Annotated in this window: 20 protein-coding genes and 1 tRNA gene; 14 read left to right on the top strand and 7 right to left on the bottom strand. The window is 59.3% G+C overall.

What is annotated here, in order from left to right:
* Positions 1-7: 7 nt before the first annotated feature.
* Entirely contained in the window at positions 8-1,033 is a 1,026-nt protein-coding gene (gene tsaD, locus JOE33_RS16435; RefSeq protein ID WP_003394970.1) for a tRNA (adenosine(37)-N6)-threonylcarbamoyltransferase complex transferase subunit TsaD, read from the bottom strand.
* Between the two features lie 198 nt (positions 1,034-1,231).
* On the opposite strand from tsaD, the gene rpsU reads away from it, so the two are divergent.
* The 5 genes from rpsU to JOE33_RS16410 all read left to right on the top strand — a co-directional run bounded on the left by rpsU (position 1,232) and on the right by JOE33_RS16410 (position 8,644).
* Complete coding sequence (rpsU, locus tag JOE33_RS16430; protein WP_002551877.1) at positions 1,232-1,447, top strand: 30S ribosomal protein S21; 216 nt, start codon at positions 1,232-1,234, stop codon at positions 1,445-1,447.
* Positions 1,448-1,924: 477 nt separating this feature from the next.
* Complete coding sequence (dnaG, locus tag JOE33_RS16425; RefSeq protein WP_032611780.1) at positions 1,925-3,880, top strand: DNA primase; 1,956 nt, start codon at positions 1,925-1,927, stop codon at positions 3,878-3,880.
* 67 nt (positions 3,881-3,947) lie between these two features.
* A complete protein-coding gene (gene rpoD / locus JOE33_RS16420; RefSeq protein WP_010428811.1) occupies positions 3,948-5,798 on the top strand; it encodes an RNA polymerase sigma factor RpoD in 1,851 nt (616 codons plus the stop codon).
* Positions 5,799-6,065: 267 nt separating this feature from the next.
* Positions 6,066-8,552, top strand: coding sequence for an EAL domain-containing protein (locus tag JOE33_RS16415; RefSeq protein WP_187625851.1), 2,487 nt, complete (start codon positions 6,066-6,068; stop codon positions 8,550-8,552).
* Between the two features lie 15 nt (positions 8,553-8,567).
* Positions 8,568-8,644: transfer RNA gene (locus JOE33_RS16410), tRNA-Ile, on the top strand.
* 209 nt (positions 8,645-8,853) lie between these two features.
* Here the strand turns inward: JOE33_RS16410 and msrA are convergent.
* Positions 8,854-9,360 carry a peptide-methionine (S)-S-oxide reductase MsrA gene (gene msrA, locus JOE33_RS16405; protein ID WP_024693084.1) on the bottom strand — a complete coding sequence of 169 codons (507 nt, stop codon included), beginning with the start codon at positions 9,358-9,360 and terminating at the stop codon, positions 8,854-8,856.
* Between the two features lie 438 nt (positions 9,361-9,798).
* Between msrA and JOE33_RS16400 the strand changes: the two genes are divergently transcribed.
* Together JOE33_RS16400 and JOE33_RS16395 are read left to right on the top strand one after the other, a co-directional pair.
* Positions 9,799-10,614, top strand: coding sequence for a formate/nitrite transporter family protein (locus tag JOE33_RS16400; protein WP_054994479.1), 816 nt, complete (start codon positions 9,799-9,801; stop codon positions 10,612-10,614).
* A 346-nt stretch (positions 10,615-10,960) separates the two neighbouring features.
* Positions 10,961-11,395, top strand: a complete 435-nt coding sequence (locus tag JOE33_RS16395; RefSeq protein WP_054994478.1) for a hypothetical protein — start codon at positions 10,961-10,963, stop codon at positions 11,393-11,395.
* Here JOE33_RS16395 and JOE33_RS16390 read toward each other — a convergent pair.
* The 5 genes from JOE33_RS16390 to JOE33_RS16370 form a co-directional block, all read right to left on the bottom strand.
* Complete coding sequence (locus JOE33_RS16390; protein ID WP_187625850.1) at positions 11,385-12,074, bottom strand: 4'-phosphopantetheinyl transferase superfamily protein; 690 nt, start codon at positions 12,072-12,074, stop codon at positions 11,385-11,387. The two genes, JOE33_RS16395 and JOE33_RS16390, sit on opposite strands and share 11 nt — an antisense overlap.
* Positions 12,071-16,111: a Pls/PosA family non-ribosomal peptide synthetase gene (locus tag JOE33_RS16385; RefSeq protein ID WP_187625849.1), complete on the bottom strand. Its 4,041-nt coding sequence runs from the start codon at positions 16,109-16,111 to the stop codon at positions 12,071-12,073. The genes JOE33_RS16390 and JOE33_RS16385 overlap by 4 nt, the downstream gene beginning before the upstream one ends.
* 252 nt (positions 16,112-16,363) lie before the next feature.
* The gene (locus tag JOE33_RS16380) at positions 16,364-16,867 is read right to left on the bottom strand and encodes a GNAT family N-acetyltransferase (RefSeq protein WP_122579018.1); all 504 of its coding nucleotides are present in this window, start codon (positions 16,865-16,867) and stop codon (positions 16,364-16,366) included.
* A 217-nt stretch (positions 16,868-17,084) separates the two neighbouring features.
* Entirely contained in the window at positions 17,085-18,311 is a 1,227-nt protein-coding gene (locus JOE33_RS16375; RefSeq protein WP_187625848.1) for a HipA domain-containing protein, read from the bottom strand.
* Complete coding sequence (locus JOE33_RS16370; protein WP_010428926.1) at positions 18,311-18,634, bottom strand: helix-turn-helix transcriptional regulator; 324 nt, start codon at positions 18,632-18,634, stop codon at positions 18,311-18,313. The genes JOE33_RS16375 and JOE33_RS16370 overlap by 1 nt, the downstream gene beginning before the upstream one ends.
* Before the next feature lie 310 nt (positions 18,635-18,944).
* On the opposite strand from JOE33_RS16370, the gene JOE33_RS16365 reads away from it, so the two are divergent.
* The 7 genes from JOE33_RS16365 to pqqB all read left to right on the top strand — a co-directional run bounded on the left by JOE33_RS16365 (position 18,945) and on the right by pqqB (position 26,868).
* Complete coding sequence (locus tag JOE33_RS16365; RefSeq protein WP_187625847.1) at positions 18,945-20,030, top strand: FUSC family protein; 1,086 nt, start codon at positions 18,945-18,947, stop codon at positions 20,028-20,030.
* A gap of 10 nt (positions 20,031-20,040) precedes the next feature.
* Positions 20,041-20,502, top strand: coding sequence for an Lrp/AsnC family transcriptional regulator (locus JOE33_RS16360; RefSeq protein WP_003395085.1), 462 nt, complete (start codon positions 20,041-20,043; stop codon positions 20,500-20,502).
* A 151-nt stretch (positions 20,503-20,653) separates the two neighbouring features.
* The gene (locus JOE33_RS16355; protein WP_003341224.1) at positions 20,654-22,333 is read left to right on the top strand and encodes an NAD(P)/FAD-dependent oxidoreductase; all 1,680 of its coding nucleotides are present in this window, start codon (positions 20,654-20,656) and stop codon (positions 22,331-22,333) included.
* A gap of 15 nt (positions 22,334-22,348) precedes the next feature.
* Entirely contained in the window at positions 22,349-23,143 is a 795-nt protein-coding gene (locus tag JOE33_RS16350; RefSeq protein ID WP_010428934.1) for a carbon-nitrogen hydrolase family protein, read from the top strand.
* A 205-nt stretch (positions 23,144-23,348) separates the two neighbouring features.
* Positions 23,349-25,658 carry a pyrroloquinoline quinone biosynthesis protein PqqF gene (gene pqqF / locus JOE33_RS16345; RefSeq protein WP_187625846.1) on the top strand — a complete coding sequence of 770 codons (2,310 nt, stop codon included), beginning with the start codon at positions 23,349-23,351 and terminating at the stop codon, positions 25,656-25,658.
* A 135-nt stretch (positions 25,659-25,793) separates the two neighbouring features.
* Positions 25,794-25,868, top strand: a complete 75-nt coding sequence (gene pqqA / locus JOE33_RS16340; protein ID WP_003422658.1) for a pyrroloquinoline quinone precursor peptide PqqA — start codon at positions 25,794-25,796, stop codon at positions 25,866-25,868.
* 88 nt (positions 25,869-25,956) lie between these two features.
* Positions 25,957-26,868 carry a pyrroloquinoline quinone biosynthesis protein PqqB gene (pqqB, locus tag JOE33_RS16335; protein ID WP_032611800.1) on the top strand — a complete coding sequence of 304 codons (912 nt, stop codon included), beginning with the start codon at positions 25,957-25,959 and terminating at the stop codon, positions 26,866-26,868.
* Positions 26,869-26,874 lie beyond the last annotated feature (6 nt).

The raw sequence follows: 26,874 nt of genomic DNA, 5'->3' as shown, positions 1-26,874 counted from the left end.
CCTGCCGTCACAACCCCGACAACTGCTCCATGGGCCAGCGCGCCTGCACGCTGATGCTCAAATCTTCCTTCTGCCCGACCTGCAAACGCTGACACCCGGCAAAGGCAATCATGGCGCCGTTATCGGTACAAAACTCGGGCCGCGCGTAATAGACATGGCCGCGCAAGTCGCCAAGCATGCTTTCCAGCGAAGCCCGCAGTGCCTTGTTGGCGCTCACACCACCGGCAATCACCAGGCTCTTGAGGCCAGTCTGCTTGAGCGCGCGCTTGCACTTGATGGTCAAAGTCTCCACTACCGCCTGTTGGAAGGCCAGAGCGATGTCGCAGCGGGTTTGCTCACTGTCGTCTCCAGCGTTCCGGCATTGCTGCCAGGTATTGAGCGCAGAGGTTTTCAGGCCGCTGAAGCTGAATTCCAGACCGGGACGATCAGTCATCGGCCGAGGGAAAACAAAACGCCCCGCCACGCCCTGCATGGCCGCCTTTGAAATCTCGGGGCCGCCTGGGTACTGCATGCCCATCATCTTCGCGGTCTTGTCGAACGCCTCACCTGCAGCATCATCCAGGGTCTCGCCAAGCAATTCGTACTGACCGATGCCGTCGACACGTACCAGCTGCGTGTGGCCGCCGGACACCAGCAAGGCGACGAACGGGAACTGTGGCGGGTTTTCTTCCAGCATCGGCGCCAGCAGATGACCTTCCATGTGATGCACGCCCAGCGCCGGAATGTCCCAGGCGAATGCCAACGCCTGGGCGCATGAAGCGCCGACCAGCAAGGCGCCCACCAATCCAGGGCCGGCCGTGTAGGCAATGGCGTCGATATCAGTGGCCACGCAGTCCGCTTCGGCCAGTGTCTGGCGAATCAGGGGCAGCATGCGCTTGACGTGATCACGCGAAGCCAGCTCCGGCACCACGCCGCCATAGGCACGGTGCAGGTCGATCTGGCTGAATAATGCGTCCGCAAGCAAACCGCGTTCGCTGTCGTACAATGCGACGCCGGTTTCGTCGCAGGAGGTTTCTAATCCCAGTACTAGCATGGGGTTGCGCCTTGTAGGGGGCAGATTTGAAGGCGCGCATAATAGTCGTCGACCGAGGTGCCGACCAGCGGTTTTCGATCAGAGGCTTTGCATTCCTCTCAATGAGGGGTTAACATCCGCAACCCTTAAAAACCGACGTACTTTTGTGCAGTGTTTGCACTGAGCGTTGACCCCGGTAATGAATGAAGGTAGCTCTGGATGCCAGCCGTCAAAGTTAAAGAGAACGAACCCTTCGACGTAGCTCTGCGTCGTTTCAAGCGCTCCTGCGAAAAAGCCGGTGTTCTGGCTGAAGTTCGTAGCCGCGAATTTTACGAGAAGCCGACTTCGGAGCGTAAGCGCAAGGCAGCAGCTGCTGTCAAACGCCACGCCAAGAAAGTCCAGCGCGAACAGCGCCGCGCCGTTCGTCTGTATTAATTTACAGACCTTCGTCGCAAGCTTCTGCCTTGCCCGGCCAACCAGCCGGGCTTTCGGCAGTTACAGCTTCGCTGTTTTGCGTTTGCTTTATTGATTGACCCTGTCCAGGCCGCCGATGCGACTCGGATATTCAGTCAAGCACGTCCAGCCTGTTCACAGGCTACATCGGTCATGCCCACTCGGGCAGCACATCGACCGATGACAAGACGAGTATGCCTTGATGACTTCGCAAGAAGCTCAGCCAAGGCAGCGTCTTCCGTGTCCCGGGCTCTGACCACTCATGTGGGCAACGAAGCTTGTGGCCTTTTTGATCCACTCGCGGGATCAAGCCTTATTCCTTTCAGGCCAACACCGTCCTTCGGATGCAAAGACGTGCCCGTTTATTGCCGACGTCTTCAAAAAGACGGCTGACAGGCTGACGGAACGCTCGTAGAGTCATCCGATACTTTTGCACCACGCTTGAATGATGAGAACGCCATGGCCGGGCTGATTCCCCAGAGCTTTATCGACGACCTTCTGAACCGCACCGATATTGTCGATGTTGTCAGTTCGCGCGTGCAGCTCAAGAAAGCCGGGAAGAATTACACCGCGTGCTGCCCGTTCCACAAAGAGAAAACCCCCTCTTTCAGCGTCAGCCCGGACAAGCAGTTCTATTACTGCTTCGGGTGCGGCGCAGGTGGCAACGCGCTCGGCTTCATCATGGACCACGACAATCTGGACTTCCCCCAGGCGGTCGAGGACCTGGCCAAGGCCGCCGGCATGGAAGTGCCTCGCGAACAGAGCGTAAAAGGCCAGAAGCCCCGGCAACCGACCGATTCCCCGCTCTACCCGCTGTTGACCGCCGCTGCCGAGTTTTACCGTCAGGCCCTGAAAAGCCACCCGTCACGCAAGGCTGCGGTGGATTACCTCAAGGGCCGCGGACTGTCCGGCGAAATCGCCAGGGACTTCGGCCTGGGCTTCGCCCCTCCCGGCTGGGACAACCTGTACAAACACCTGAGCAGCGACTCATTGCAGCAAAAGGTGATGATCGATGCCGGCCTGCTGATCGAGAACGCCGAAACCGGTAAACGCTACGACCGCTTCCGCGACCGGGTGATGTTTCCGATCCGTGATTCACGTGGGCGCGTCATTGCCTTTGGCGGCCGCGTACTGGGCGATGACAAACCCAAGTACCTGAACTCCCCGGAAACACCGGTTTTCCACAAGGGTCAGGAGCTGTACGGCCTGTTCGAGGCGCGCAAATTCAATCGCAACCTCGATGAAATCATTGTTGTCGAAGGCTACATGGACGTCATCGCCCTCGCCCAGCAAGGCTTGCGCAATGCCGTGGCCACGCTGGGTACAGCGACCAGCGAAGAGCACTTGAAGCGCCTGTTCAGGGTCGTGCCCAACGTGTTGTTCTGCTTCGACGGCGATCAGGCCGGGCGCAACGCTGCATGGCGTGCACTGGAAGCGACCCTGTCGAACCTGCAGGACGGACGGCGGGCGCGCTTTCTGTTTCTTCCCGAAGGCGAAGACCCGGACACGCTGGTACGCTCAGAAGGCACCGACGCGTTCAAGGCACGCATCAATCAGCACGCGCAGCCGCTGGCCGATTATTTTTTCGAACAACTGACCAAAGAGTCCGACCCGCGCTCGCTGGAAGGCAAGGCGCACATGGCCACCCTGGCAGCGCCACTGATCGACAAGGTGCCCGGCGCGAACCTGCGTATTCTGATGCGTCAGCGCCTGAGCGAAATTACCGGACTGACCGGAGAAGCCGTCAGTCAGCTGGTGCAGAGCGCGCCGGCAGAGGCGCCACCGAGTTACGACCCGTATGTCGACTATGATGCCATGCCTGATTTTGCCGATTACCAGCCACAAGGCGGTTATGAGCCTCAGCAGGAATGGACGCAGAAGAAAACCGGCGGTCAGAATCAAAAAAAATGGGACAACAAATCCTGGGGTAAAAAAGGCAAGCGCCAGGACTTTGAACCTCGAACGCCGCGTGTGCCTACCGCCGTCGAACCGCCCATGCAGGCTGCGCTGAGAACCTTGCTGCATCACCCCGAATTGGCGGAAAAGGTCGAAAATGCCAGCCATTTCGCTGCAGAAGACCAATCAAACGCACAACTGCTGGTCGCTCTTATCGAGGCCCGGCAAAAGAATCCGAACCTTCGGTCGTTACAGTTGATAGCGCGATGGCATGGCACCGAACAGGGCCGCTTGCTGCGCGCACTGGCAGAAAAGGAATGGCTGATTGAGGCCGATAACCTTGAACAACAGTTTTTCGACACTATAACTAGCTTATCCGCTCGCCAGCGCGAGCGCAGTCTGGAACATCTGATCAGCAAGGCTCGGCAGACCGAGTTGAGCGCAGAAGAGAAAATTCAGCTTAGGGAACTGCTAAATCGCAATGTTCCCGCACAAACCCCGACCTCAACTGGCGCGTGAGGTCATAGCTCGGGTATAATCCTCGGCTTGTTTTTTGCCCGCCAAGACCTTCAGTGGATAGGGTGTTATGTCCGGAAAAGCGCAACAGCAATCTCGTATCAAAGAGTTGATCACCCTGGGTCGTGAGCAGAAGTATCTGACTTACGCAGAGGTCAACGACCACTTGCCCGAGGATATTTCAGATCCCGAGCAGGTGGAAGACATCATCCGCATGATCAACGACATGGGGATCCCGGTACACGAGAGTGCTCCGGATGCGGACGCCTTGATGCTGGCCGACGCCGATACCGATGAGGCAGCCGCAGAAGAAGCGGCTGCAGCGTTGGCAGCGGTCGAGACCGACATCGGTCGTACCACCGATCCTGTTCGTATGTACATGCGGGAAATGGGTACCGTTGAACTTCTGACCCGTGAAGGCGAAATCGAAATCGCCAAACGTATCGAAGAAGGCATCCGTGAAGTGATGGGCGCAATTGCGCACTTCCCAGGCACGGTTGACCACATTCTCTCCGAATACACACGCGTCACCAGTGAAGGCGGTCGCCTTTCCGATGTCCTGAGCGGCTATATCGACCCGGACGACGGCATTGCGCCGCCTGCCGAAGTCCCGCCGCCTGTCGACCCGAAAGCCGTCAAGGCCGAAGGTGCCGATGACGAAGAGGAAGAGTCGGCGGACGCCAGCGACGAAGAAGACGAAGTCGAGAGCGGTCCTGATCCGGTCATCGCCCAACAGCGCTTCGGTGCGGTTTCCGATCAAATGGAAATCACCCGCAAGGCCCTGAAGAAATTTGGTCGCGACGACAAGCACGCCATTGCCGAAATGGTTGCTCTGGCCGAATTGTTCATGCCGATCAAACTGGTTCCAAAGCAGTTTGAAGGTCTGGTAGAGCGTGTACGCGGTGCGCTCGAGCGTCTTCGTGCACAGGAACGCGCCATCATGCAGCTGTGTGTACGTGATGCACGTATGCCGCGCGCCGACTTCCTGCGCCAGTTCCCGGGCAACGAAGTTGACGAAAGCTGGACTGACGCACTGGCCAAGGGCAAGAGCAAATACGCCGAAGCCATTGGTCGCCTGCAGCCTGACATCCAGCGTTGCCAGCAGAAGCTGTCCGCCCTGGAAGAAGAGACCGGCCTGAAAATCGCCGAGATCAAGGACATCAACCGTCGCATGTCGATCGGTGAGGCCAAGGCCCGCCGCGCGAAGAAAGAGATGGTCGAAGCGAACTTGCGTCTGGTGATCTCCATCGCCAAGAAGTACACCAACCGTGGCCTGCAATTCCTTGATCTGATCCAGGAAGGCAACATCGGCTTGATGAAGGCTGTGGACAAGTTCGAATACCGTCGTGGCTACAAATTCTCGACCTATGCCACCTGGTGGATCCGTCAGGCGATCACTCGCTCGATTGCCGACCAGGCCCGCACCATTCGTATTCCGGTGCACATGATCGAGACGATCAACAAGCTCAACCGCATTTCCCGGCAGATGCTGCAGGAAATGGGTCGCGAACCGACCCCGGAAGAGCTGGGCGAACGCATGGAGATGCCTGAGGATAAAATCCGCAAGGTATTGAAGATCGCAAAAGAGCCGATCTCCATGGAAACCCCGATCGGTGACGACGAAGATTCGCATCTGGGTGACTTCATCGAAGACTCGACCATGCAGTCGCCAATCGATGTTGCCACTGTTGAAAGCCTGAAAGAAGCGACACGCGAAGTGCTGTCGGGCCTTACCGCCCGTGAAGCAAAGGTTCTGCGCATGCGTTTCGGCATCGACATGAATACCGACCACACCCTTGAAGAGGTTGGTAAGCAGTTTGACGTAACCCGCGAGCGGATCCGTCAGATAGAAGCCAAGGCACTGCGCAAGCTGCGCCACCCGACGAGAAGCGAGCACCTGCGCTCGTTCCTCGACGAGTAATCACACCAGCGAGTCAACAAAACCCCCGGCATGCCGGGGGTTTTGCGTTTCCGGGCAGAAAAAAATTCAAAACTTGCAGGCCCAGTCGTCAATTGATCAAAACAAGAAGAGGTCATACATCAATCCATTTGCAGGTACTGATGAATTGACCTACAACTACGTATCACGCTGGAAACAAGCGCTCTTCGAGTAAAACCTTGGATCAATGAAGTACAAGGTTACGCCACACCATCATCAGCGATAGTCAAGCACGGACGTAAACCGCATATGAGTGGAGTAATCGACAACGGTGATCGGGAGGCGTCGTGCCTGTCCGAAGGAAGATTCGCCTCGGTCTTCGCCCAATGCCCGGATGCAATGATCATCGCCAGCCTTGCCGACGGGCAGATCATGGATGCCAACCCGGCGTTCGTGGAGCGAACCGGGCTAGCCCTTGACGAAGTGCTTGGAAAGACACCTACAGAACTGAATCTGTGGGCAGTGCCAGGCATCGGCCCAAAAGTCCTGCAGCAATTGCAGACGGGCGATATCCATAATCTGGAGATGCCCTTCCGGAGCAAAAACGGCGAAATCTTTTCCGGCCTCATGTCCGCCCAACCGTTCGAGCAAAGCTCGACGCCCGCTGTGCTGGTGACAGTGCGAGATATCACCCAGCTCAAACAGGCCCGGCGACAGTTACAGCTTTCCGAAGAGAAATTCGCCAAAGCCTTTCATGCCTCGCCCGACGGACTGGCGATTACCCGGCAACAGGACGGCATGCTTCTGGAGGTCAACGAAGGATTCTGCCGTATCACCGGATACAGCGAAAAGTACTGCCTTGACCACTCAACGTTCGACCTGGGCATCTGGGTTGACTTGAGTGAGCGCTCAAGGCTCGTCGAGCGTATGAAGAAGCATGGTTTCGTCAGAGACCTGCGCGTCCGGCTGCGTAATGCCAACGGCGATATACGACTGTGCGAACTGTCCTCTCAACCCCTCATTATCGCGGGCGATGACTGCCTGCTGACAATTGCACGGGATGTAACCGAAGGCAGCCAGATGCAGGAAAAGCTGCACCTGGCCGCAACGGTATTCGAAAGCACCGCCGAAGGTGTGCTCATCACCGATACCGACCAGCGCATCAGTGCCGTCAATCGGGCATTCACGGAAATCACTGGCTACAGCGAGGATGAAGCCATTGGCCAGACCCCTCGCCTGCTTGCCTCCGGCCAGCATGACAGTGCGTTCTATGCCTCGATGTGGCACCAACTGGCAGCCGAGGGTCATTGGCAGGGCGAAATCAGCAATCGCCGCAAGAACGGCGAGCTTTACCCGAGCTGGCTGACCATCAGTGCCGTGCGCAACAAAGACAACTTCCTGACCCACTTCGTCGCCGTCTTCGCCGACATATCCAGCCTCAAACACGCACAGGCGCGCCTCGACTATCAAGCTCATCATGATCCGCTCACCGGCCTGCCCAACCGGATATTGTTCGAGAACCGGCTTCAGGCCGCCCTGCTACACAGCGAAGAGTCCGGCAGCCTCGGCGCAGTGTTGTTTCTCGATCTGGATCGCTTCAAGCACATCAATGACAGCCTCGGCCACCCGGTCGGCGATCTGCTGCTGAAAGGCATCGCACACCGGCTCAAGGAAACCCTGCGCGACATCGATACCGTCGCACGCCTGGGCGGTGACGAGTTCATCGTTCTGTTGCCAGGCCTGCTGCAAGCCAGCGACGCGCAGGCTATCGCGAATAAATTACTGGCCTGCTTCAACACGCCCTTTCAAGCTGGCGAACATGAGCTCTACATCAGCCCCAGCATCGGTAGCTGCGTGTTTCCTACCGACGGCAATGACGTGGCCACGCTGGTCAAAAATGCCGACGCTGCGATGTACCGTTCCAAGGCAAAAGGTCGCAACCGGGTCGAAAGCTATACCTGCGACCTCAGTGACCAGGCCAGCGAGCGCATCGCCCTCGAGCAGGAACTGAGACGCGCTCTGGAGCGCAATCAACTGACGTTGGCCTACCAGCCCAAAATCAACCTGATAACCCACACAATGGCAGGCGCAGAAGCACTGATCCGCTGGAACCACCCGACATTTGGCGAAGTGCCGCCCGAGCACTTCATTCCCCTGGCGGAAGAAAACGGCATGATCCTGCAGATCGGCGACTGGGTGCTGGAGCAGGCCTGCCGCCAGATGGGCGTATGGCGCAAGACCTGTCAGCCGTTCGGCCCGCTATCGGTGAACCTGGCAGGCGCTCAACTGCGCCAGACCAACCTGCTGGAACGCATCGAAAAGCTGCTCACGGACAACGGCCTGGAACCCGGCTGCCTGCAACTGGAAATCACCGAAAACTTCATCATGAGCCAGACCCAGGAAGCGCTGGCAGTGCTGCACCAATTGAAGACACTCGGCGTGCAACTGGCGATCGACGACTTCGGCACTGGCTACTCCTCACTGAGCTACCTCAAACGCCTGCCACTGGACATCCTCAAGATCGACCAGTCCTTCGTCCGCGGCCTGCCGGAAGACACCCACGACGCCGCCATCGTCCGCGCCATCATCGCCCTTGGACGCAGCCTGCAACTGACCGTGATCGCCGAGGGCGTGGAGAACAGCGAACAGCAGCAATTTCTGACCAGCGAAGGCTGCGAACAGATCCAGGGCTACATCGTCAGCCTGCCCCTCGACGCCGAAGAATTCTGCGCAAGATTTCTTCTTATGAATCTTTCGGACTTTTCGGATAGCACAGCCGCGAAACCGCCGTTATAATCCGCGACCTACTGAGGGCCCATAGCTCAGTTGGTTAGAGCAGAGGACTCATAATCCTTTGGTCCACGGTTCGAGTCCGTGTGGGCCCACCATACTCAAAGCCGCGCATTGCGCGGCTTTTGTGTTTCTGGTGAGGTCCTCTCAGATACAGTCCTGTAGTGGTCTAGTGATTCCGGACACTCATTCAGGCGAGAATATCGCCAGATAGAAGTGTCTGATACCACTACAGTTGCCTGCATGACAGGGACAGGTCAGCTTTTGCGCTCTCCCCTATCGCAGCCTTTCCCGGTGCGATTCAGGTTCAAGCCCGCTTGGGCAACTTCCAGTTCGGCCGGATGAAGTGGCAGGTATAACCGTTCGGTATCCGCTCCAGATAATCCTGATGCTCCGGCTCCGCCTCCCAGAACTCCCTGGCGGGCTCGATTTGCGTGACCACACGTCCCGGCCACAGCTTGGAGGCGTCCACGTCAGCCGCGGTATCTTCGGCAATATCCCTTTGCTGTTCGCTCAGGTAGTAAATCGCCGAACGATAGCTTGGCCCAAGATCATTACCCTGCCGGTTAGGCGTGCTCGGGTCATGGATCTGGAAAAAGAACTCAAGAATCTGCCGGTAGCTGATCACCGCCGGGTCAAACACGATCTCAATCGCTTCGGCATGGTTGCCGTGGTTGCGGTAGGTGGCGTTCGGTACGTCACCACCGGTGTAGCCGACTCGCGTATGCAGTACGCCGGGGTAGCGTCGCAACAAATCTTGCATGCCCCAGAAGCAGCCGCCGGCAAGGATGGCGGTTTCGGTTGGGTTGGTCATGGTCTGTCCTTGCGGTTTATGGAGACAGGGATAGTTATGGGGTGATGCCGGGCAATACCAAGCCGGATGAAGTAAAAAACAGGATCGTGTTGCGGAACGAGTAAACGTCCTACAGAAGCCTTGGCGCCTTGCTCCGTTGCCTGCAGTTGCGTCAGTCCGCTGGCTTGAGCGCTTGAGTCAGCGTTTCTAAGGTGGCTCGGTCGCTGACAACTCAGTGCTCGGGTTTAGTCGACCCACTACAAACCTGCCAACCAAACAACTATAAGCCCACCTCCGCGCAAACCTCCCCACTCATCGACCATCTCAATCACCCGATCAAAACATCCGATTAGCCATCTTCCGAAACATTCCGTAACGTTGTTTGCCGGTGCGACAGATGCGCGCACCGCCTGAGTTTCTACTCCCCACGCTCAGCCCACGACCACGCACGAGCCCACCATGTCTTTGAACACCCCGCAGCAAATCGCTGAAATTGCCGTCGAAAGCGGCGTCAAGAAGGCCCACATGGGCCTGTCGTCGTTGATGATCCTGGGCTTTCTGGCAGGGGCTTTCATCGCCCTCGGGTTTCTCCTCGACATTCATGTCAGCACCATGATCCCTCACGAGTGGGCGTCGCTGGGCAATCTGCTTGGCGCTGTGGTGTTTCCGGTCGGGCTAATTCTGGTGGTGCTGGCTGGCGGCGAGTTGCTGACTGGCAACATGATGAGCCTGCCCATGGCGTTGTTCGCCGGGCGTATCGGTCTGGGTCAATTGGTGCGCAACTGGTTGCTGGTGACGCTGGCCAACCTGATCGGCGCGCTGTTCGTCGCCTATTGTTTCGGCCATGTGGTGGGTCTGACTGAAGGCGCATTCATGGCCAAGACCGTGGCCATCGCCAATGCAAAAGTGGGGGCCAGCTTCGAACAGGCCTTCATCTCCGGCATTGGCTGCAATTGGCTGGTGTGCCTGGCGGTGTGGCTCAGCTACGCGAGCAAGGATGTGATCGGTAAAGTGGTCGGCATGTGGTTTCCGGTGATGGCATTTGTAGCAATCGGCTTTCAGCACATCGTCGCCAACATGTTCGTCATTCCTGCAGCGATCTTTGCCGGCGCTTTGAGCTGGGCGCAGTTCGGCGACAATTTCGTTCCGGTATTTTTAGGTAACGCGGTGGGCGGCGCGGTGTTCGTCGGCCTGGCCTATCATTTGGCCTTTTCCAATGCGGCAACCCGGCCCGCTGAACTGTCCAGGACCAGTGGCGCGCAAACGCCGGAATAATCCGGCGACGCCCATCGAACACGCACAAAGCCCCTATCCAGGGAACCTTGCATGCCGTATTGACCACTCAGCCTTCAAGCTTCAGTTAAAGGTTCGCGTCATGTTCCCGATCCGAGGATTCGATCCCTCCCGTATTACTCACCCTGCAGGGGGTCCGCCTGCCTCCGATGCACATGCCCCGGGGCCAGCTCGTTCGAGTGGCCCAAGTGCTCCGCAGAGTCATACTCACGAAGTCCCTTCGCAGATTTCTCCGCGAGGCCGACCGCCGATAAGGGTAGGCAGCTTCAAACTGCCGAAAGGGATTGGTAAACATCGGCTCGCCGCATGGTTGAAACCGACCGGGGAGATGACCGATCTGGACGCTGACGACGCCGGAGGATCTTCAGGAGAGGGCAGCCGGCACTACAGCTACCGTGCGCAGGATTTCTCGGACGAGAGCGATAAGCCGGATCGGGACATTGAAGTCAGGATTCATGTCGACAGCAGTGGTCAGCTGAAGCAACTGCATGCGCTATCACCTCCGGGTTCAGGTCTGGAAGATAAGCACCCAGGCTTTGTCGAGGTGGATTTTCAACCCTCCCAGCCCTCACATCATCCGCTGGGAGGGATGGAACAAAAGCTCCGGAAACCCGCAGCGCCTAAACCGACAGCCGCCGAGAAGAACGTAAAAAAGGCAGAAGAAAAGCTCGCTGAGCACATCGAGGCGGTTAAACAGAAAGTTGAAGAGCAAAACTCGCGTAACAAAGAAAAGGTTGAGTTGCTCGACCAGATCAGATTTTGAAATGATTGGCAGCAGCGCATCGATCAGGGATTTCTGACAGTCCCAGTTCAGGATCCGTACGCCGCTCAGCAAGATTCAGGTATTCCATCAAACCCTGACTCAACGCCACCACACCCACCATCCCCTCCCCCAATTCAACCTCAACCTCAACGCCCTGCAACCCTCCCACTGCTGCCCATTCCTCAAGCGCCAACCCACGCAACTTCAAAAATGCTTCGCGCCTGCACCATGCCTTGGCGAACGCGATCGGGCGAATCGACTCGGGCATGCCTGACAGGCCGGTAGCAACCTCAGCCCCCAGATAATCCAGCGCGACAGCATGCCAGTCCGGCACCGCCTGAAACTGCATCAAGTCCACGCCCACTGCGCCTTGGAGATTGACGGCAGCCAGAGAGAATCCAGCTTCGTGGCTGATGGAAAACCCGGGCTCCGGCAGCCCGTCGATGAGCAATCGCGGCGCGACACCTGCGGCGCTGATGAACGTCATCGCCCCCGATGGCAATTCGAGCCACTGTTCCACGGCGGTACGCACGCAAGCCCGAATGCGTTTTCTGGCTTCATCTCTTGCAGAGCCCAGTCTGGTGACGCAGCTGACCAGCAATACATTCTGCCGAGGGAAAGGCTTTGGCGGGGCAAGCCGGCCATCTTCATCGAATGCCCAGCTCGCCCCGTGCTTCATGCCCTGTCAGGTGACGCGGGGCAGCCGGCCCATCGGCTGCCTGCAGGAATGTGTTCGCCCTTCATCACCAGAGTCAGTGCGCCAAGGTGCGCATCGTTGCCGACGACGGCGCTATACAGCACAGCACTGCGTGGCCCCATGTAAACGCGTTCGCCGATGCTGACGTGGTCGATCTTCATGATTCGGTCTTCGAACAGATGGGTCTGCGGGCAGGCGCCGGCGTTCAGCTCGCTGTCTGCGCCGATGCTGACACAGTCGAATTCGGTGATGTCGGTAGTGTCCATGTAAACCCCGCGACCAATCCTGCAGCCGAGCAGATTGAACGCCAGCGGCAACCACGGCGTACCGCGCAGGTAGCGCATGAAGTTTGGTGCGGCCATGCCTTCATACAGACTGGTGATGCCTTCCGAAAGCCATACGAAGGGCGTCCACATGGGGTCAGCGCGTTTGCGATAGCGGCCCATCACCAGCCATTTCAAGGCCGCGATCAGCAGAAAATTACCCACGCTGTAGGCCATGCCGATGACGGCGAGGTAGGCCAGTACGGCACCCCAGCGTTCATCATCGGCGAGTGGCATCAGATCAAGCATCACCGTGTAGCCAACCGCGATCACCACCGCATGAGGGGTAACGATGCGCACGCCTTCGACAAGGCCTCGGGCCAGGCGGCGCAGCGGTGAGGGCTTGAACGTCAGCGACTCGGGAGCGCCACTCACTTGCTCGCGAGCAGGCAGGTGGATCGGTGGTGAGCCCAGCCAAGTGTCGCCGTCGACTATTTTGCTGTTGGGCGGCGCGCAGGAATGGACGCCGATCAGGACGTTTTCCGGCAGTACCGTGCCGTCCGCAATATATCCGCCATTGCCGACAAAGCTGCGATGCGACACGACCGTGGGTTGCATGGTCATCCAGCCGCCGTCGATACGCTCATCGCCGAGCATCACCGCATCGGCGATAAAGGTTTCATCGCCCAGGGTCAGCATGTCCGGGATAACGCCCTGCGCGCTGGAAATCTCGGCGTCGCGCCCTACTTTCGCGCCCAGCAACCGATACCAGAAGGGCGAATACACCGTGGCGTAGATGCCGGACAGCACGTTGAGGCTGGCTTCCTGAATCTGGCTGATCAGCCATTTGGCGCAGTAGGTATTGCTGTGTACCTCATAACGGCCCGGTTTGAGGCGTGGGAAGACCACCCAGCGCAATGCCGCAGACGCCAGGACGGTCGCCACAATCAGCACTGCACTGGCCGGGAACGCGAGCAGGAAATAGCGCGCCAGTTGTCCCAGTGGCCCGCTGCCCTCGAACCATGGCAAGACATGCTGCGTGTCGAACCAGTCGATCAGGAAAAAGGTCGGGAAGACCGGGATGAAGAACAGCGTCGCGACCAGCAGAACGCCGACGACGAAGAACAGTTTTTCGGCGCGCAAACGCGCAGGGCTGTTCACGGGGCGCGCAGGTTGACTGAGTGTATCGAACGCGCCGACGTCACGCGCTGGCGAGCCTTGCCAGATGCGCCCGGCCGGAACCTCCCGACCGTCGGCCATGGCCGATTGGGCTTCCAGATGTCCCCACGGGCCTACGGCCGTATTGCCTTCCAAGATCACGTACGAGCCGACACAGGCATTGTCCTGCAAAGCGATACGCCCCAGATGCAGCAGGCCCCGCTCGACGCGTGCGTTTTCGAAACTGACACCGTTGCCGACGCTGACCCCGTCGCCGATTTCCAGCAGGTCATGAGCCCGTACTGTCGCCCCGCCGATAATCACGTCCTGCCCGATCTTCGCGCCCAGTGCACGCATCCACAGGGGGTAAAGCGAAGAGCCGCTCAGCAGATAAGTCGGCGCCGACTCGACCATGCGGTCTGCGGCCCACCAGCGAAAGTAAGTAACGCCCCACAACGGATAGATCCCAGGCTTCAGGCGGCCGACGATCAGCCACTTGGCCGCCAGCGCGATGAAAAACTGCAGAACGGTGGCAATCAGGAACACCGAGATCGACGCCAAAGTCGCCAAGGTGACAGAGTCGTCGGGCGAACCGGTGAGCAGGTGATAGGTAAAGAACGGTGCGAGCCACTGGCTCATGCGCAGGCTGACCATGACCGGTAATGCAAGCGCCTGAGCCACGCCACAGCGCCAGCGGCGCCAGGCTGACGGAGGCGTCCAGTCCACCGGAGCGTCCATCTCTTGGGGTGCCTGATCCAGCACTTGGGCAATCGCACCGATACGCCGATGCTGGTAAATGTCACGCACCGTGACTTGAGCGAAACGCGGGTTGGCCCGCAGGGCCGAGGCCAGACGCGCGGCAAAAAAGGAATGCCCACCCAGATCGGTAAAAAAGTCCGCATCGCGGCGGATCGGCATGCCGGGGAACAGTGTGCTCAGCGCGGCAAACAGCGCAATCTCACCTTCTGTTTCCGCCACATCGGACTCCGCATTGGCGGCCTCGGCATTGACCGTCAACGGACGGGCCTTGAGCGTTTTACGGTCGATTTTGCCGGACGTCAGGCGTGGCATGCTGTCGAGCAGTTCGAAGTGTCCCGGCACCATGTACGGCGGTAACTGCGCCTGCAGGGTTTTGCGCAACTGACTGGTGAATGCGGAAGGCGTCGAGGTGTCGCTCACCAGATAAGCAATCAGCTGATCCACGCCCTCCTCGTTACGCAACAGGACGGCAACGGTTCCCACGCCAGGCTGTTGCGCCAACAGCGATTCAATCTCGCCCAGCTCGACGCGAAAGCCCCGAATTTTTACCTGATCGTCGGCACGCCCGAGGCACTGCACCTGCCCGTCATCGTCGATCCGGGCAAGGTCTCCGGTTCGATACAGACGCGCATCGTGATAGCCGGTGGACCATGGGTTCGGCAGGAATTTTTCCTCGGTCAGGTCCGGCCGGCCAAGATATCCCTCAGCCAGGCCGGGGCCGATGATGCACAGCTCGCCGACTTCACCACGCGGCAGCAGGCTGGGCGCCAGGTTGCTCCCGACCGCCGGGTCATTGGCGATGACCAACAGTCCGTAATTGGGTAGCGGTGTGCCAATCGAGACCGGGCGACCACGCGACAGACGCGCCAAGCTGGCCGATACAGTGGCTTCGGTAGGGCCGTAGGTGTTGAACATCTGCCGGTTCGGCGTTGCCCAGCGCTCGACCAGCGATTCCGGACACATCTCGCCGCCCAGATTGATCAGGCGCAAGCCGGGAACGTCTTCGCTGAACAGCGCCAGCAAAGTCGGCACCGCATGCAACACGCTGATGCGCTGCTCATTCAACAAGCGCGGCAGGGTTTCGGGGTCACCGCTGGTTTCCTTCGGACCTATCCACAGCGTCGCGCCCACCAGATAGGCAATCCAGATTTCTTCGAAGGACATGTCGAAGGCCACCGAAAAGCCCTGGTAAACCCGGTCGCTGGCCCGAATGCCGAGTATCGCGTTTTCACTGCGCAGAAAATGGCAGATGCTGCGCTGGGAAATCAGAATGCCCTTGGGCTTGCCCGTGGAGCCGGAGGTGTAGATCACATAGGCAGGATGGTCGGGAAGCACCCCACTGCGGCGCACCAACGCTGTGTCGGTCGGCGTCAGCAGTTGTTCGGCAGTCCACACCTTCAGACCGGTGTCGGCCAACCCAGGCATCATCGCATCGCAGGACACCAGCCCGACTGCGCTGGCGTCGTCCAGGCAAATCTGCAAACGCTCAACCGGCGTGTCCTGATCCAAAGGCAACCAGGCGGCGCCAGCCTTGGCGATACCGGCCTGCATGACCAGCAGCTCGATGCCACGCGGCAGCCACAGACCGACAATGTGACCCGGCCGAACACCCGCACTGATCAGCGCAGAAGCCACCTGATCGGCCTGCCGGTCCAGCTCGCCATAGCTGATCTGGCGCTCGCCGAAGATCAATGCCGCTTGCTGCGGATTGCGCCGGACACTGGCTTCCAGCAAATCGGCCAGCACTTCCTCACGTAGCAGCTCAGGTTGAATCGGACCGTAAATCACGTCCAGCGATTGTTCATTCTGGCCTAGCGTCGACAGGTTCAGGTTATTCATGGCAGCAGGTATTAGCTCGTCTGAAGGAGGTGCCTGAGATTTTCTGGTTATGAGCCGGTCCGTCAGCGATTGGCGCGAGTTCTGTGGTCGTTGCGTGTCCGGAATATGTCCGTTTTGATACATTTTGGCTGGAGCGCTGCAACTCGCACAGGGGCAAGAGAACAGGCTGGCAAGGCGAATATGGCAAAGGCTGGCTGTACGAATCTTGAACAATAAAACGAAGGTGGCGGATTGCCCGCGTTGCTGCGCGGGTTACAGCAGACGCCACAAGGTCTCGCGCGTCGCAGGGTTGAAAGACTGCGCCTGACGCTCCATGACACTTCTCAGCCCATCGCCGATACGCTCCGTTGGCATCGGCTGGAAGCCATTTCGCCGAAACCATGGACCGTTCCAGCGCGGCTCGCGAAATGTCGTCAGACTTATCGCGTGAAGCTGACAGACATGCGCATACGCCTCGACGGACGCCAGCAGTCTTTTTCCAACACCCTTGCCGGATGCATCAGGCTCGACCGAGATGTTGTCTGGGTACAGGTCATCATCCAGCAGGCGCATGGCTGCAAAACCGATGATGTCACCGCTGTGCCTGTCGACTGCGACAACTACCCGGCAGGCTTCAAACCTGTCTACCCCCAGCGGAAGGCTTTCGGCGACATGCGCCAGAGCAGGAATGCTTTTGTAACGGTGACGCGCCCGCACTGACAGGCGCTGTAACGAGTCCAGGTCGCTGTGCTGCGACACACGCAGATCAAATTCCACCCGTTTTTCCTCCGTGACTACCTGACATCGAAACCAGACGCCGATGGCACATCTGGACGGTGAGCCGAATAATCACCACAATCGGCTCACTCCATGAGCCGATTAACTTTACCTGCTTGCCAAAAACTGCCTGGTCCGCCTTCCCGGTGGAGGCCGCAGCACTCGCTACCAGATCAATCGGACCTTGCCGTAGAACGCTACAAAGCAGAAGGAACTGCTAGCGCTTCAGACGTGCGCCACTGGTCGCATCGACCGCAGCATCCAGTTCCGCACCGGATAGGAGCTGGCTGTAGTAATCACGCAGTTCGGCTTCCCAACCGGCCACCTCGTCCAGCGTCGCCTCGGCTTGCTCCTTGCTCAAGGCAAAGTGAGTATGCTGACTGAGCAGATTGCCTCGGTTGAGCCGCGCCCCTTCGATGCCGACTGACATGGCAAGTGCCTGAGCAGGCCCTTCGTCCAGAATGGGCAGTACGTCGTACATCGGCGATAACCTCCAGCCACCCTCTTTCCAGATGACTGCGTGGTTACGGGGATGGTCATCGGCATTGCCGACCAGCACGTTGTAGGCCATGCGCCGATACAGCTCCTGCCGATCACGGTCAGGCGCACCACGACGATACAGCTCATCTGCGAGCGCCGCATATTGCCAGTCGGGGTGCGTACGGGCCTTCCACTCGGCGTCCAGCAAGGTCAAGCCGCTGAGCATCGGCAGGCGGCGGAAGCGATGGATCTGCTCATCAAAAGCGCGGTCGAAACGCTCGACCAACAGTGTATTGATCCGCTCGCCGCGATACAGAGAAGTGTTGGCCGCCTGCAGCCCTTTAAGCCCGGCGAAGGTCATGCAGGCGTGCTCAACGGAGGGCAGGTCATAGTGATCGAATTTGTCGCGAGGCTTGGCCAGAATCAGTTTTCTGTCGCCCAGATAAGTTCGCTTGGGACGAGCGCCGCCAGCGGAAGATCGCTGATCCCTTACCTTCAGAGCCTCCAGTTGCTCGGCGCTGAGCTGGCTGTCATAGATCGCTTCACAGGCATCGATGAAACGATCGAGCCCTTTGGCACGAAAGGCCTTGGGAGGCGTCTGGCCCAGACCGTCCTGCGCTACACGAGACAGGCCGGCCATGATATTGCCCGCTCTGTCGCTGTTGGGAGACTTGAGCAGCAGCTGTATCGAGTCCAACGCGCCTTTTTCAATCCGATGCAGCAACCGCTCTCCCCAACCATCGGGCATGGCATCATCGATAAAACCCGGGACGCCACCATTTTTAGTCACGGTGTAGGACCGCGTGGACAGTGGATACCTGAAAGGATCCGGCACCCAGATGCTTTCCTGCACCGCATCCGGTGCATATTGGAACGTTCCGACGCCCGCCTGAATCGTCAGTTTGCCCAGCGTCAGTGTCTCCCCGCTGACAGGGCACTCCATGTAGATATAAGCCTGTGCCATCAGAAGTCCTCCGGCTTGTTTCGAGGCAGGCGGACACGCTTTCGGTCGGCTGCTTCAAGCTGCTCGACACTGAACGACTGGTCATCCCGAAGCCCTTGAAACAATCGCTCCGACACCCCCAGCCCCCAGACCACCAACATGAAGTCACGCAGCGATACGCCTTCGGCATTGCCTGCCTCGATACGTCGAAACGTACGAAGCGAGATGCCCAGCCTTTCGGCAAGATCGACCTGACGGATGCCTTGCTGCAACCTGGTCTGCTTTACCAGCAGCGCAATGCGCAAAAGCGTGTCGGTGCACTGAACGGGGAAAAAAGCCTTCATGAGCGGTTACCAGTGGACGTGCACAGGTGTTCGAGAAAAAACAAAGTAACACGTATAGCTACGTGGACCCGAAAATAATAGTTCACGAAAGAACACATTAACTCTAATAAAGTATCACCAAGTGACATCTTAATTAATCATAAAAATCGTGATTACTGCCTTCAGCGCGTCATTCCTAAACCTTGAATGCGCTATGCCACGTCACTGATCACCGACATACCCCACCCATCCCCCATCAAAATGTGGCTTACTGAGGCCTGCCATCATCCAATCAGGGAATCTCTTCCCTACCCTCGCGGTCTCTTAACGCATGACGAATTCGCGCTCTGCTTTCATACCCTCCTGGCTTCGCCCTGTTTTGCGTCCTTTGCTGGACCCGTATCGCCGTTATCGGCATGCGCGGCTGATCCACGCGGCGCGGATTGCGGTGGGCCTGCTGGTGACTATTCTGCTGACCACCGGCCTCAACCTGCCTCATGGCGAGTGGGCGTCGGTGACCATGCTGATCGTGATCGGCGGTTTGCAGCATCACGGCAATATCGGCAAGAAGTCGGTCGAACGGGCCTACGGAACGTTGATCGGTGCCGGCCTCGGTCTGATCGTGGTGGTCCAGCAGGGCTATCTGGAAATGCCGTTGCTGACCTACGCAATGATGTCGGTGATGTGCGGCTTCTTCGCCTATCACGCCATTGGCAAAGGGGGTTACACCGCGCTGCTGTCGGCGATCACGCTGTTCATCGTGGCCGGTCATGGTTACAACCCGATCAGTGACGGGCTGTGGCGTACCGTCGATATTCTGATCGGTATCGCGCTGGCCCTGGCGTTCTCCTTCGCCCTGCCGCTGTATGCGGTGTTTTCCTGGCGCTACAACCTGGCCAGTGGTCTGCGTGACTGCGCCAAGGTGTACGGGCGCATCGTGCAGGGCCAGCCGGTTACCGCTGACGAGCATTTGAAACTGACCGCCAAGCTAAACGGCACGATGCTGCAACTGCGCTCGCTACTGCCGTCGGTGTCCAAGGAAGTGAAGATGTCCATGGTCGAGCTGGACGCCATTCAAGGCCACTTCCGCATGTGCCTGAGCACCCTGGAGATTCTCGCCAATATTCGCCCGGCGAATCTGAATCAGCTTGCCGACGAGACTCTCAAGGCATCGCTGGACGCTGACTACCGCCAGATTCGTCGACAACTGATCGGCATGGCCCGCGCCCTGCAAACAGGTGCCACCGAGCGCCTGGCGCGCACGAACGAAACACCGGAGACACCCGGAACACCTGTAGTGAAAGCCGTCATTCCTACCGAGCTGAAGGGCTACCACTTGATGACCCAGCAGTTGGCGCTCAACCTCGACGGCCTGCAGGCGCGTCTGGCCAAGACTGCCAAACGCTGGAAGTTTTAAGGAACCGCACGTGCCCGATACCCGCCCGCCAGTGCTGGATGAAATCGACCGCCAACTGATTGCCGCGCTGCAAATCAACGCGCGCGAAAGCGTTGCCATGCTCGCCCGGCAACTGGGCATCGCCCGCACCACCGTCACCTCGCGGCTGGCACGCCTGGAAAGCAGCAAAGTGATTACCGGTTACGGCGTGCGCCTTGGCCAGCGCGTGGTCAGTGGCGGGTTGCAGGCGTATGTCGGCATCACCGTGCAACCCCGCTCGGGCAAGGAAGTGGTGCGGCGGCTCAGTGCCATGGCGCAGGTTCAGCAACTCTGTGCGGTGAGCGGCGAGTTCGATTATGTCGCCTGGCTGCGCACGGATTCTCCCGAGCAACTGGACCAGCTACTGGACCTGATCGGCAGCGTGGATGGTGTGGAGAAGACCACGACCTCGATCATTCTCAGCAGCAAGATCGACCGCGGCCAGCCGGTGTAACTGACTACTCGATCAAGCAACTCATACAAAGTGACCGCCAGCTTCGTCACTTAGCCAAAACAAACAGCATATCGACGGCACTTTGCGTCTTATTAACGTGCCCGCCCTTCTCTAGACTGTTGTTTTTCGCCGTTGCCCACCAAGGTCCGTCATGAAGAACAACCGTCACCCCGCCAACGGCAAAAAGCCGATCACCATGTTCGGCCCCGACTTCCCCTTCGCGTTCGATGACTGGATTGAGCACCCGAAAGGTCTGGGCAGCATTCCTGTGGAGAACCACGGCGCCGAAGTGGCAATTATCGGTGCCGGGATAGCCGGTCTGGTGGCGGCCTACGAATTGATGAAGATGGGCCTCAAGCCGGTGGTGTACGAAGCCTCGAAAATGGGTGGCCGCCTGCGCTCGCAGGAGTTCGAAGGCGCCAAAGGTATCGTTGCCGAACTGGGCGGCATGCGCTTTCCGGTGTCCTCGACGGCGTTCTTTCATTACGTCGACAAGCTGGGCCTTGAATCCAGGCCGTTCCCCAACCCGCTGACCGCGGCGTCCGGCAGCACCGTTATCGACCTGGAAGGCACCACCTACTACGCACAGATGCTCTCGGACCTGCCAGCACTGTTTCAGGAAGTCGCCGACGCCTGGGCCGACGCACTGGAAAGCGGCTCGCAATTCGGTGACATCCAGCAGGCTATCCGCGACCGCGACGTGCCGCGTCTCAAAGAGCTGTGGAACAAGCTGGTGCCGTTATGGGACGACCGCACGTTCTATGACTTTGTCGCGACTTCCAAGGCCTTCGCCAAGCTGTCTTTCTTTCACCGCGAAGTATTCGGCCAGGTGGGCTTCGGCACGGGCGGCTGGGACTCGGACTTCCCCAACTCGATGCTGGAAATCTTCCGCGTAGTCATGACCAACTGCGATGAACACCAGCACCTGATCGTCGGCGGCGTGCAGCAAGTGCCGGTCGGCTTGTGGAGCCACGTGCCCGAGCATTGCGCGCACTGGCCCAAGGGCACCAGCCTGTCGTCGCTGCACCGCGGCGCACCACGTCCCGGCGTGAAGCGCATTGCACGCGCCGAGGATGGCAGTTTTGCAGTGACCGACAACTGGGGCGACACCCGGCAGTACGCTGCCGTGCTGACCACCTGCCAGAGCTGGCTGCTGACCACGCAGATCGAGTGCGAAGAGTCGCTGTTCTCGCAGAAAATGTGGATGGCCCTGGACCGCACCCGCTACATGCAGTCCTCGAAGACCTTCGTGATGGTCGACCGCCCGTTCTGGAAGGACAAGGACCCGGAAACCGGCCGCGACCTGATGAGCATGACCCTCACCGACCGGCTGACCCGTGGCACTTACCTGTTCGATAACGGCGACGACAAGCCGGGCGTGATCTGTCTGTCCTACTCGTGGATGAGCGATGCACTGAAGATGCTCCCGCAGCCCATCGAGAAGCGGGTGAAGCTGGCGCTGGATGCCTTGAAGAAGATCTACCCGAAAGTGGACATCGCAGCGCGGATCATCGGTGATCCGATTACCGTGTCATGGGAAGCCGATCCGCACTTCCTGGGCGCGTTCAAGGGTGCGCTGCCGGGCCATTACCGCTATAACCAGCGTATGTATGCGCACTTCATGCAACAGGACATGCCCAGCGAACAGCGCGGCATGTTCATCGCCGGCGACGATGTGTCGTGGACACCGGCGTGGGTCGAAGGCGCAGTGCAGACCTCACTGAACGCCGTGTGGGGCATCATGAATCACTTCGGCGGCAAGACTCACGCCGAGAACCCCGGCCCCGGTGATGTGTTCCACGAAATCGGCCCGATTGCACTGGGCGACTGACAGAAGGAAAACCCCATGCGCGTTGCGCTGTATCAATGCCCGCCATTGCCGCTGGATATCAGCGGCAACCTGACTCGCCTGGAACAGCAGGCTCAGGCCGCCGCCGAGCAAGGGGCACAGGTGCTGATCTGCCCGGAAATGTTCCTCAGTGGCTACAACATCGGCGCTCAGGCTGTCGCTGAGCTGGCGCAGGCGCAGGACGGTCCGGCAGCAACGCGCATTGCCGCCATCGCACAGGCCAGCGGCATTGCGATCCTCTACGGCTATGCGGAGCGCGCTACCGATCGGCAGATTTACAACGCCGTGCAGTTGATCGACAGCCAAGGCACACGCCTGTGCAACTACCGCAAGACGCACCTGTTCAGCGAGCTGGACAAGTCGATGTTCGCCGCAGGCGACGATCATTACCCGGTGGTCGAATTGAATGGCTGGCGACTGGGGCTGCTGATTTGCTACGACGTGGAATTCCCCGAAAACACCCGCCGGCTGGCTTTGGCTGGGGCCGAGTTGATTCTGGTCCCCACTGCAAACATGCTGCCTTACGATTTCGTCTGCGACGTGACCGTCCGCGCGCGGGCTTTCGAGAATCACTGCTACGTGGTGTACGCCAACTACTGCGGCAGCGAAGGCGAGATTCGTTACTGCGGGCTCAGCAGCATCTGCGCACCGGACGGCAGCCGCCCGGTGCTGGCAGGTCAGGACGAAGCACTGCTGGTCGGTACGCTGGACAAGTCACTGCTGGCCCAGGCCAGAACCGCGAACGACTATTTCCTGGATCGCCGTCCGGCGCTTTATGCGTCGCTGACTTGATCCTGAACAGGCCGGCACAGCCTCTGGAAATAGCGCGTTTGCTTATCGTAATTCTCGTTGCTTATCGTGCCAATGCTCCGCGTTGGCATGCCGTTCTGGACGCTCTGCGTCCTCTATTTCGGAGGCTTGAGCAGCAGGCTCGCGAACAGGTCAGCTAATCCGCTAGCATGACGCTTCGCCTTGCACAGCTTTCCGGACGCCCCTCATGCCTGCCGCACACTCTGCTGACACTCAACGCCTCACCCTGGCCAACGGCCTGAATGTGGTGCTGTGTCACGAGCCACGGCTCAAGCGCTGTGCGGCCTCATTGCGTGTGACGGCGGGCAGTCATGATGCACCACAGGCGTGGCCGGGGCTGGCGCATTTTCTCGAGCACCTGTTTTTCCTCGGCACCGAGCGCTTCCCGGCCGGGGACAACCTGATGACCTTCGTGCAGCGTCATGGCGGGCAGGTCAATGCCAGCACCCGCGAGCGCACCACCGACTTCTTCTTCGAACTGCCGCAGGCGGCCTTCGCCCAAGGGCTGGAGCGCCTGTGCGACATGCTTGCCCGACCGCGCATGGGCCTCGCAGATCAATTGCGCGAACGCGAAGTGCTGCACGCCGAGTTCATCGCCTGGCTCGGCGATAGCGCGTCCCGCGATCAGACGCGCTTGCTGACGGCGATCAACCCACAGCATCCGCTACGCGGCTTTCACGCCGGCAATCGCTACAGCCTGTCAGTGCCCAACCCGGCTTTTCAGCAGGCATTGCACGACTTTTATCAAGGCTTCTATCAAGCCGGGCAGATGACCCTGTGCCTGAGTGGCCCGCTGCCGCTGGCTGAACTGCAGGCACTGGCGATGAATCACGGCGCGGTTTTCGCCAGCGGGATGAAGGTCAGACAGCGCCCGCCTCCAGCATTGATGGCAAGCCCCCGACAGGCTGGCGAGCAAAACCATCTGCTGTTTGCCTTCGAGGACTTGCCAGCCAAGGCTGACGAAGCGGTGGCCTTCTTCTGTCACTGGCTGAATGCCGCGCAGCCTGGCGGACTGGTTGCCGAGCTGGTCCGCAGGGGCCTTTGCACCTCACTGAACGCCGCGCCGCTGTACCAGTTCGGCGGGCAGCTTTTGCTGGATATCGAGTTTAAAGGCGACCCGGCGAACGCGACCGCTATCAACAGCCTGTTTTTCAGCTGGATCAGTTTTTTCAAGGCTCACTGGCCAACGCAAATCGAGGAATACCACCGTCTCGAACAGCGCCGTCTGCAGATGTGCGGTGCATTGGCTCTGGCAAACCATCACTGCCGCGAAACGCCCGCGCAGTTGAGCGAGCAAGGCCAAAAAGCCTTAAGCACATTACTGGCGAAGCTCACCGCTGATGCACTGGTCAGTTTTGCTGCTGTGGATAACCTCGATCTCGAGCCGGTCGCTTGGCGCCTGCCAGCGCCGAATCCGTTTCTCGATACGGCAGCGGAAGACCCGGCTGAAGCGGCGCTTTACCTGCGCTGGCAACTGCCGTCCCCGCAGCCCGCTTTTTGGCGGATGCTCGATGCCGCACTCAAGCCACTGGCCGAAGACGCGCGTCAGGCTGGCGTAACCCTGACATTCAGCGCTTACGGCCCTTACTGGCAGCTTCAATTGAACGGCTTGCGCCAACCGATGCTGGCAGTCCTGCAACAGAGCCTGCAGCGCTTGCAGCACCCCGGCGCCCACGCGCTTGAACACGAGGAGCCGGTGTTGATCCCGATTCGTCAGTTGCTCAAACAGCTTGCCGATCATTACCTGCGCAGCGACCCGGAACTGAACATAAGCGACCTGCCAGGCTTATGGGCAGCTTCGCGCTGGATCAGGTTCAGCAGCGGTTTCGGCCCGGCCAGCCAGTCAACGCTGGATGCGATATTGAATGCAGCACCCGGCGTTCGGCAAACCTCCCCACCCGATGCGCCAACCATTCGCTCCGGCAAGCACTGGACGGCGCAAGCATCGTCCTCCTCGGAAGACGCCGTGCTGGTGTTCTGCCCGGCGCCTACCACTTCCATCGACGATGAAGCGGCCTGGCGCCTGCTCGCGCAGCTGGCCCAAGCGCCGTTCTATCAGCGGCTGCGGGTCGAGCTGCAATTGGGTTACGCGGTGTTCAGCGGCCTCAGGCAGATCGACGGAAGGAACGGCTTGCTGTTCGGCGTGCAATCACCCACCTGCAATGCCCAACAGCTGTTTGCGCACATCGAGGCCTTTATCGGCAAATTGCCACAACTGGTCCGCGACGCAAATTTGCCTGAGCAGACAAACGCCCTTGCAGCGCAGTTCGAGCCGTCGAGTCTGCCGGAGCAACAGCGTGCGGGCCTGCAGTGGCAGGCACACCTTGCCGGGCATCGGGGTGACCATGCGCATGCCTTGCAGCGGGCTCTGTCAAATCTGGATACACACTCCTTGCTGGCCTCTGCAGATCAACTGATCAGCGCCACTGGTGGCTGGCTGATCGTGGCCAATCGCCCTGCCAGCACGGCCGTCCCACTATCCTTACCTGAACGGTAACGGTCTTTTCTGCAGATTCCGAACCTGTCCAATTGTGAAATTGAGTAACATAGCTCCCTAAGCATCTGAACGTATGCCTCCGGCGATGCACTAAGATGTAGTCACCAATCGCTGCACTTATCCGAGGAGATTTTTATGTCGTGGACTAAACCTGCTTACACTGATCTGCGTATCGGTTTTGAAGTCACCATGTACTTCGCAAGCCGTTGATTTCAGTGCGCTGTGAAGCCTCGGTTCGCCGGGGCTTTTTTTATGGTTGTGGCTGTTTTTTATTTCAGAGCGTGTCCCAGGAGCTGTCATGTACATCCAGATTCTAGGTTCTGCTGCTGGCGGTGGATTCCCCCAGTGGAACTGCAACTGCCTGAATTGCGCGGGCTTTCGCGACGGCAGCCTGCGTGCTCACGCGCGGACCCAGTCGTCCATTGCGCTGTCCGATGACGGTATCAACTGGGTGCTGTGCAACGCCTCACCAGACATTCGCGCGCAATTGCAGGACTTTGCGCCGATGCAGCCCGGGCGCGCATTGCGCGACACCGGCATCAGCGCGATCGTGTTGATGGACAGCCAGATCGACCACACCACCGGCCTGCTCAGCCTGCGCGAAGGCTGCCCGCATCAGGTGTGGTGTACCGACATGGTCCATGAGGACCTGAGCACCGGTTTCCCGCTGTTCGAAATGCTCAAGCACTGGAACGGTGGCCTGAGCTGGAACCGCATCGAGTTGCAGGGCAGCTTCGTGATTCCGGCCTGCCCGAACCTGCGCTTTACGCCATTCCCGCTGCGCAGCGCCGCCCCGCCCTACTCGCCACACCGTTTCGACCCGCATCCGGGCGACAACATCGGCCTGCTGGTCGAAGACACCCGCACCGGCGGCAAGCTGTTCTATGCTCCGGGCCTGGGCAAGGTCGATGAAGCGCTGGCCGAGAAGATGCGCGACGCCGACTGCCTGCTGGTCGACGGCACAATGTGGGACGACGACGAAATGCAGCGTCGTGGCGTGGGCACGCGTACCGGCCGGGAGATGGGCCATCTGGCACAGAACGGCCCCGGCGGCATGCTGGAAGTCCTCGAAGGCTTCCCCGAGCAGCGCAAGGTGCTTATCCACATCAACAACACCAACCCGATTCTCGACGAAGACTCCCCGGAACGCGCGGAGCTGGTTCGTCGCAACGTCGAAGTGGCCTTCGATGGCATGAGCATCGAGCTTTAGGAGCTG

This window comes from Pseudomonas sp. PvP027 (assembly GCF_017833005.1).
In the GTDB taxonomy this organism is placed as follows: domain Bacteria; phylum Pseudomonadota; class Gammaproteobacteria; order Pseudomonadales; family Pseudomonadaceae; genus Aquipseudomonas; species Aquipseudomonas congelans.
Note: the sequence above shows the minus strand (reverse complement) of the source record. Positions and strands in the feature narration are given on the sequence as shown.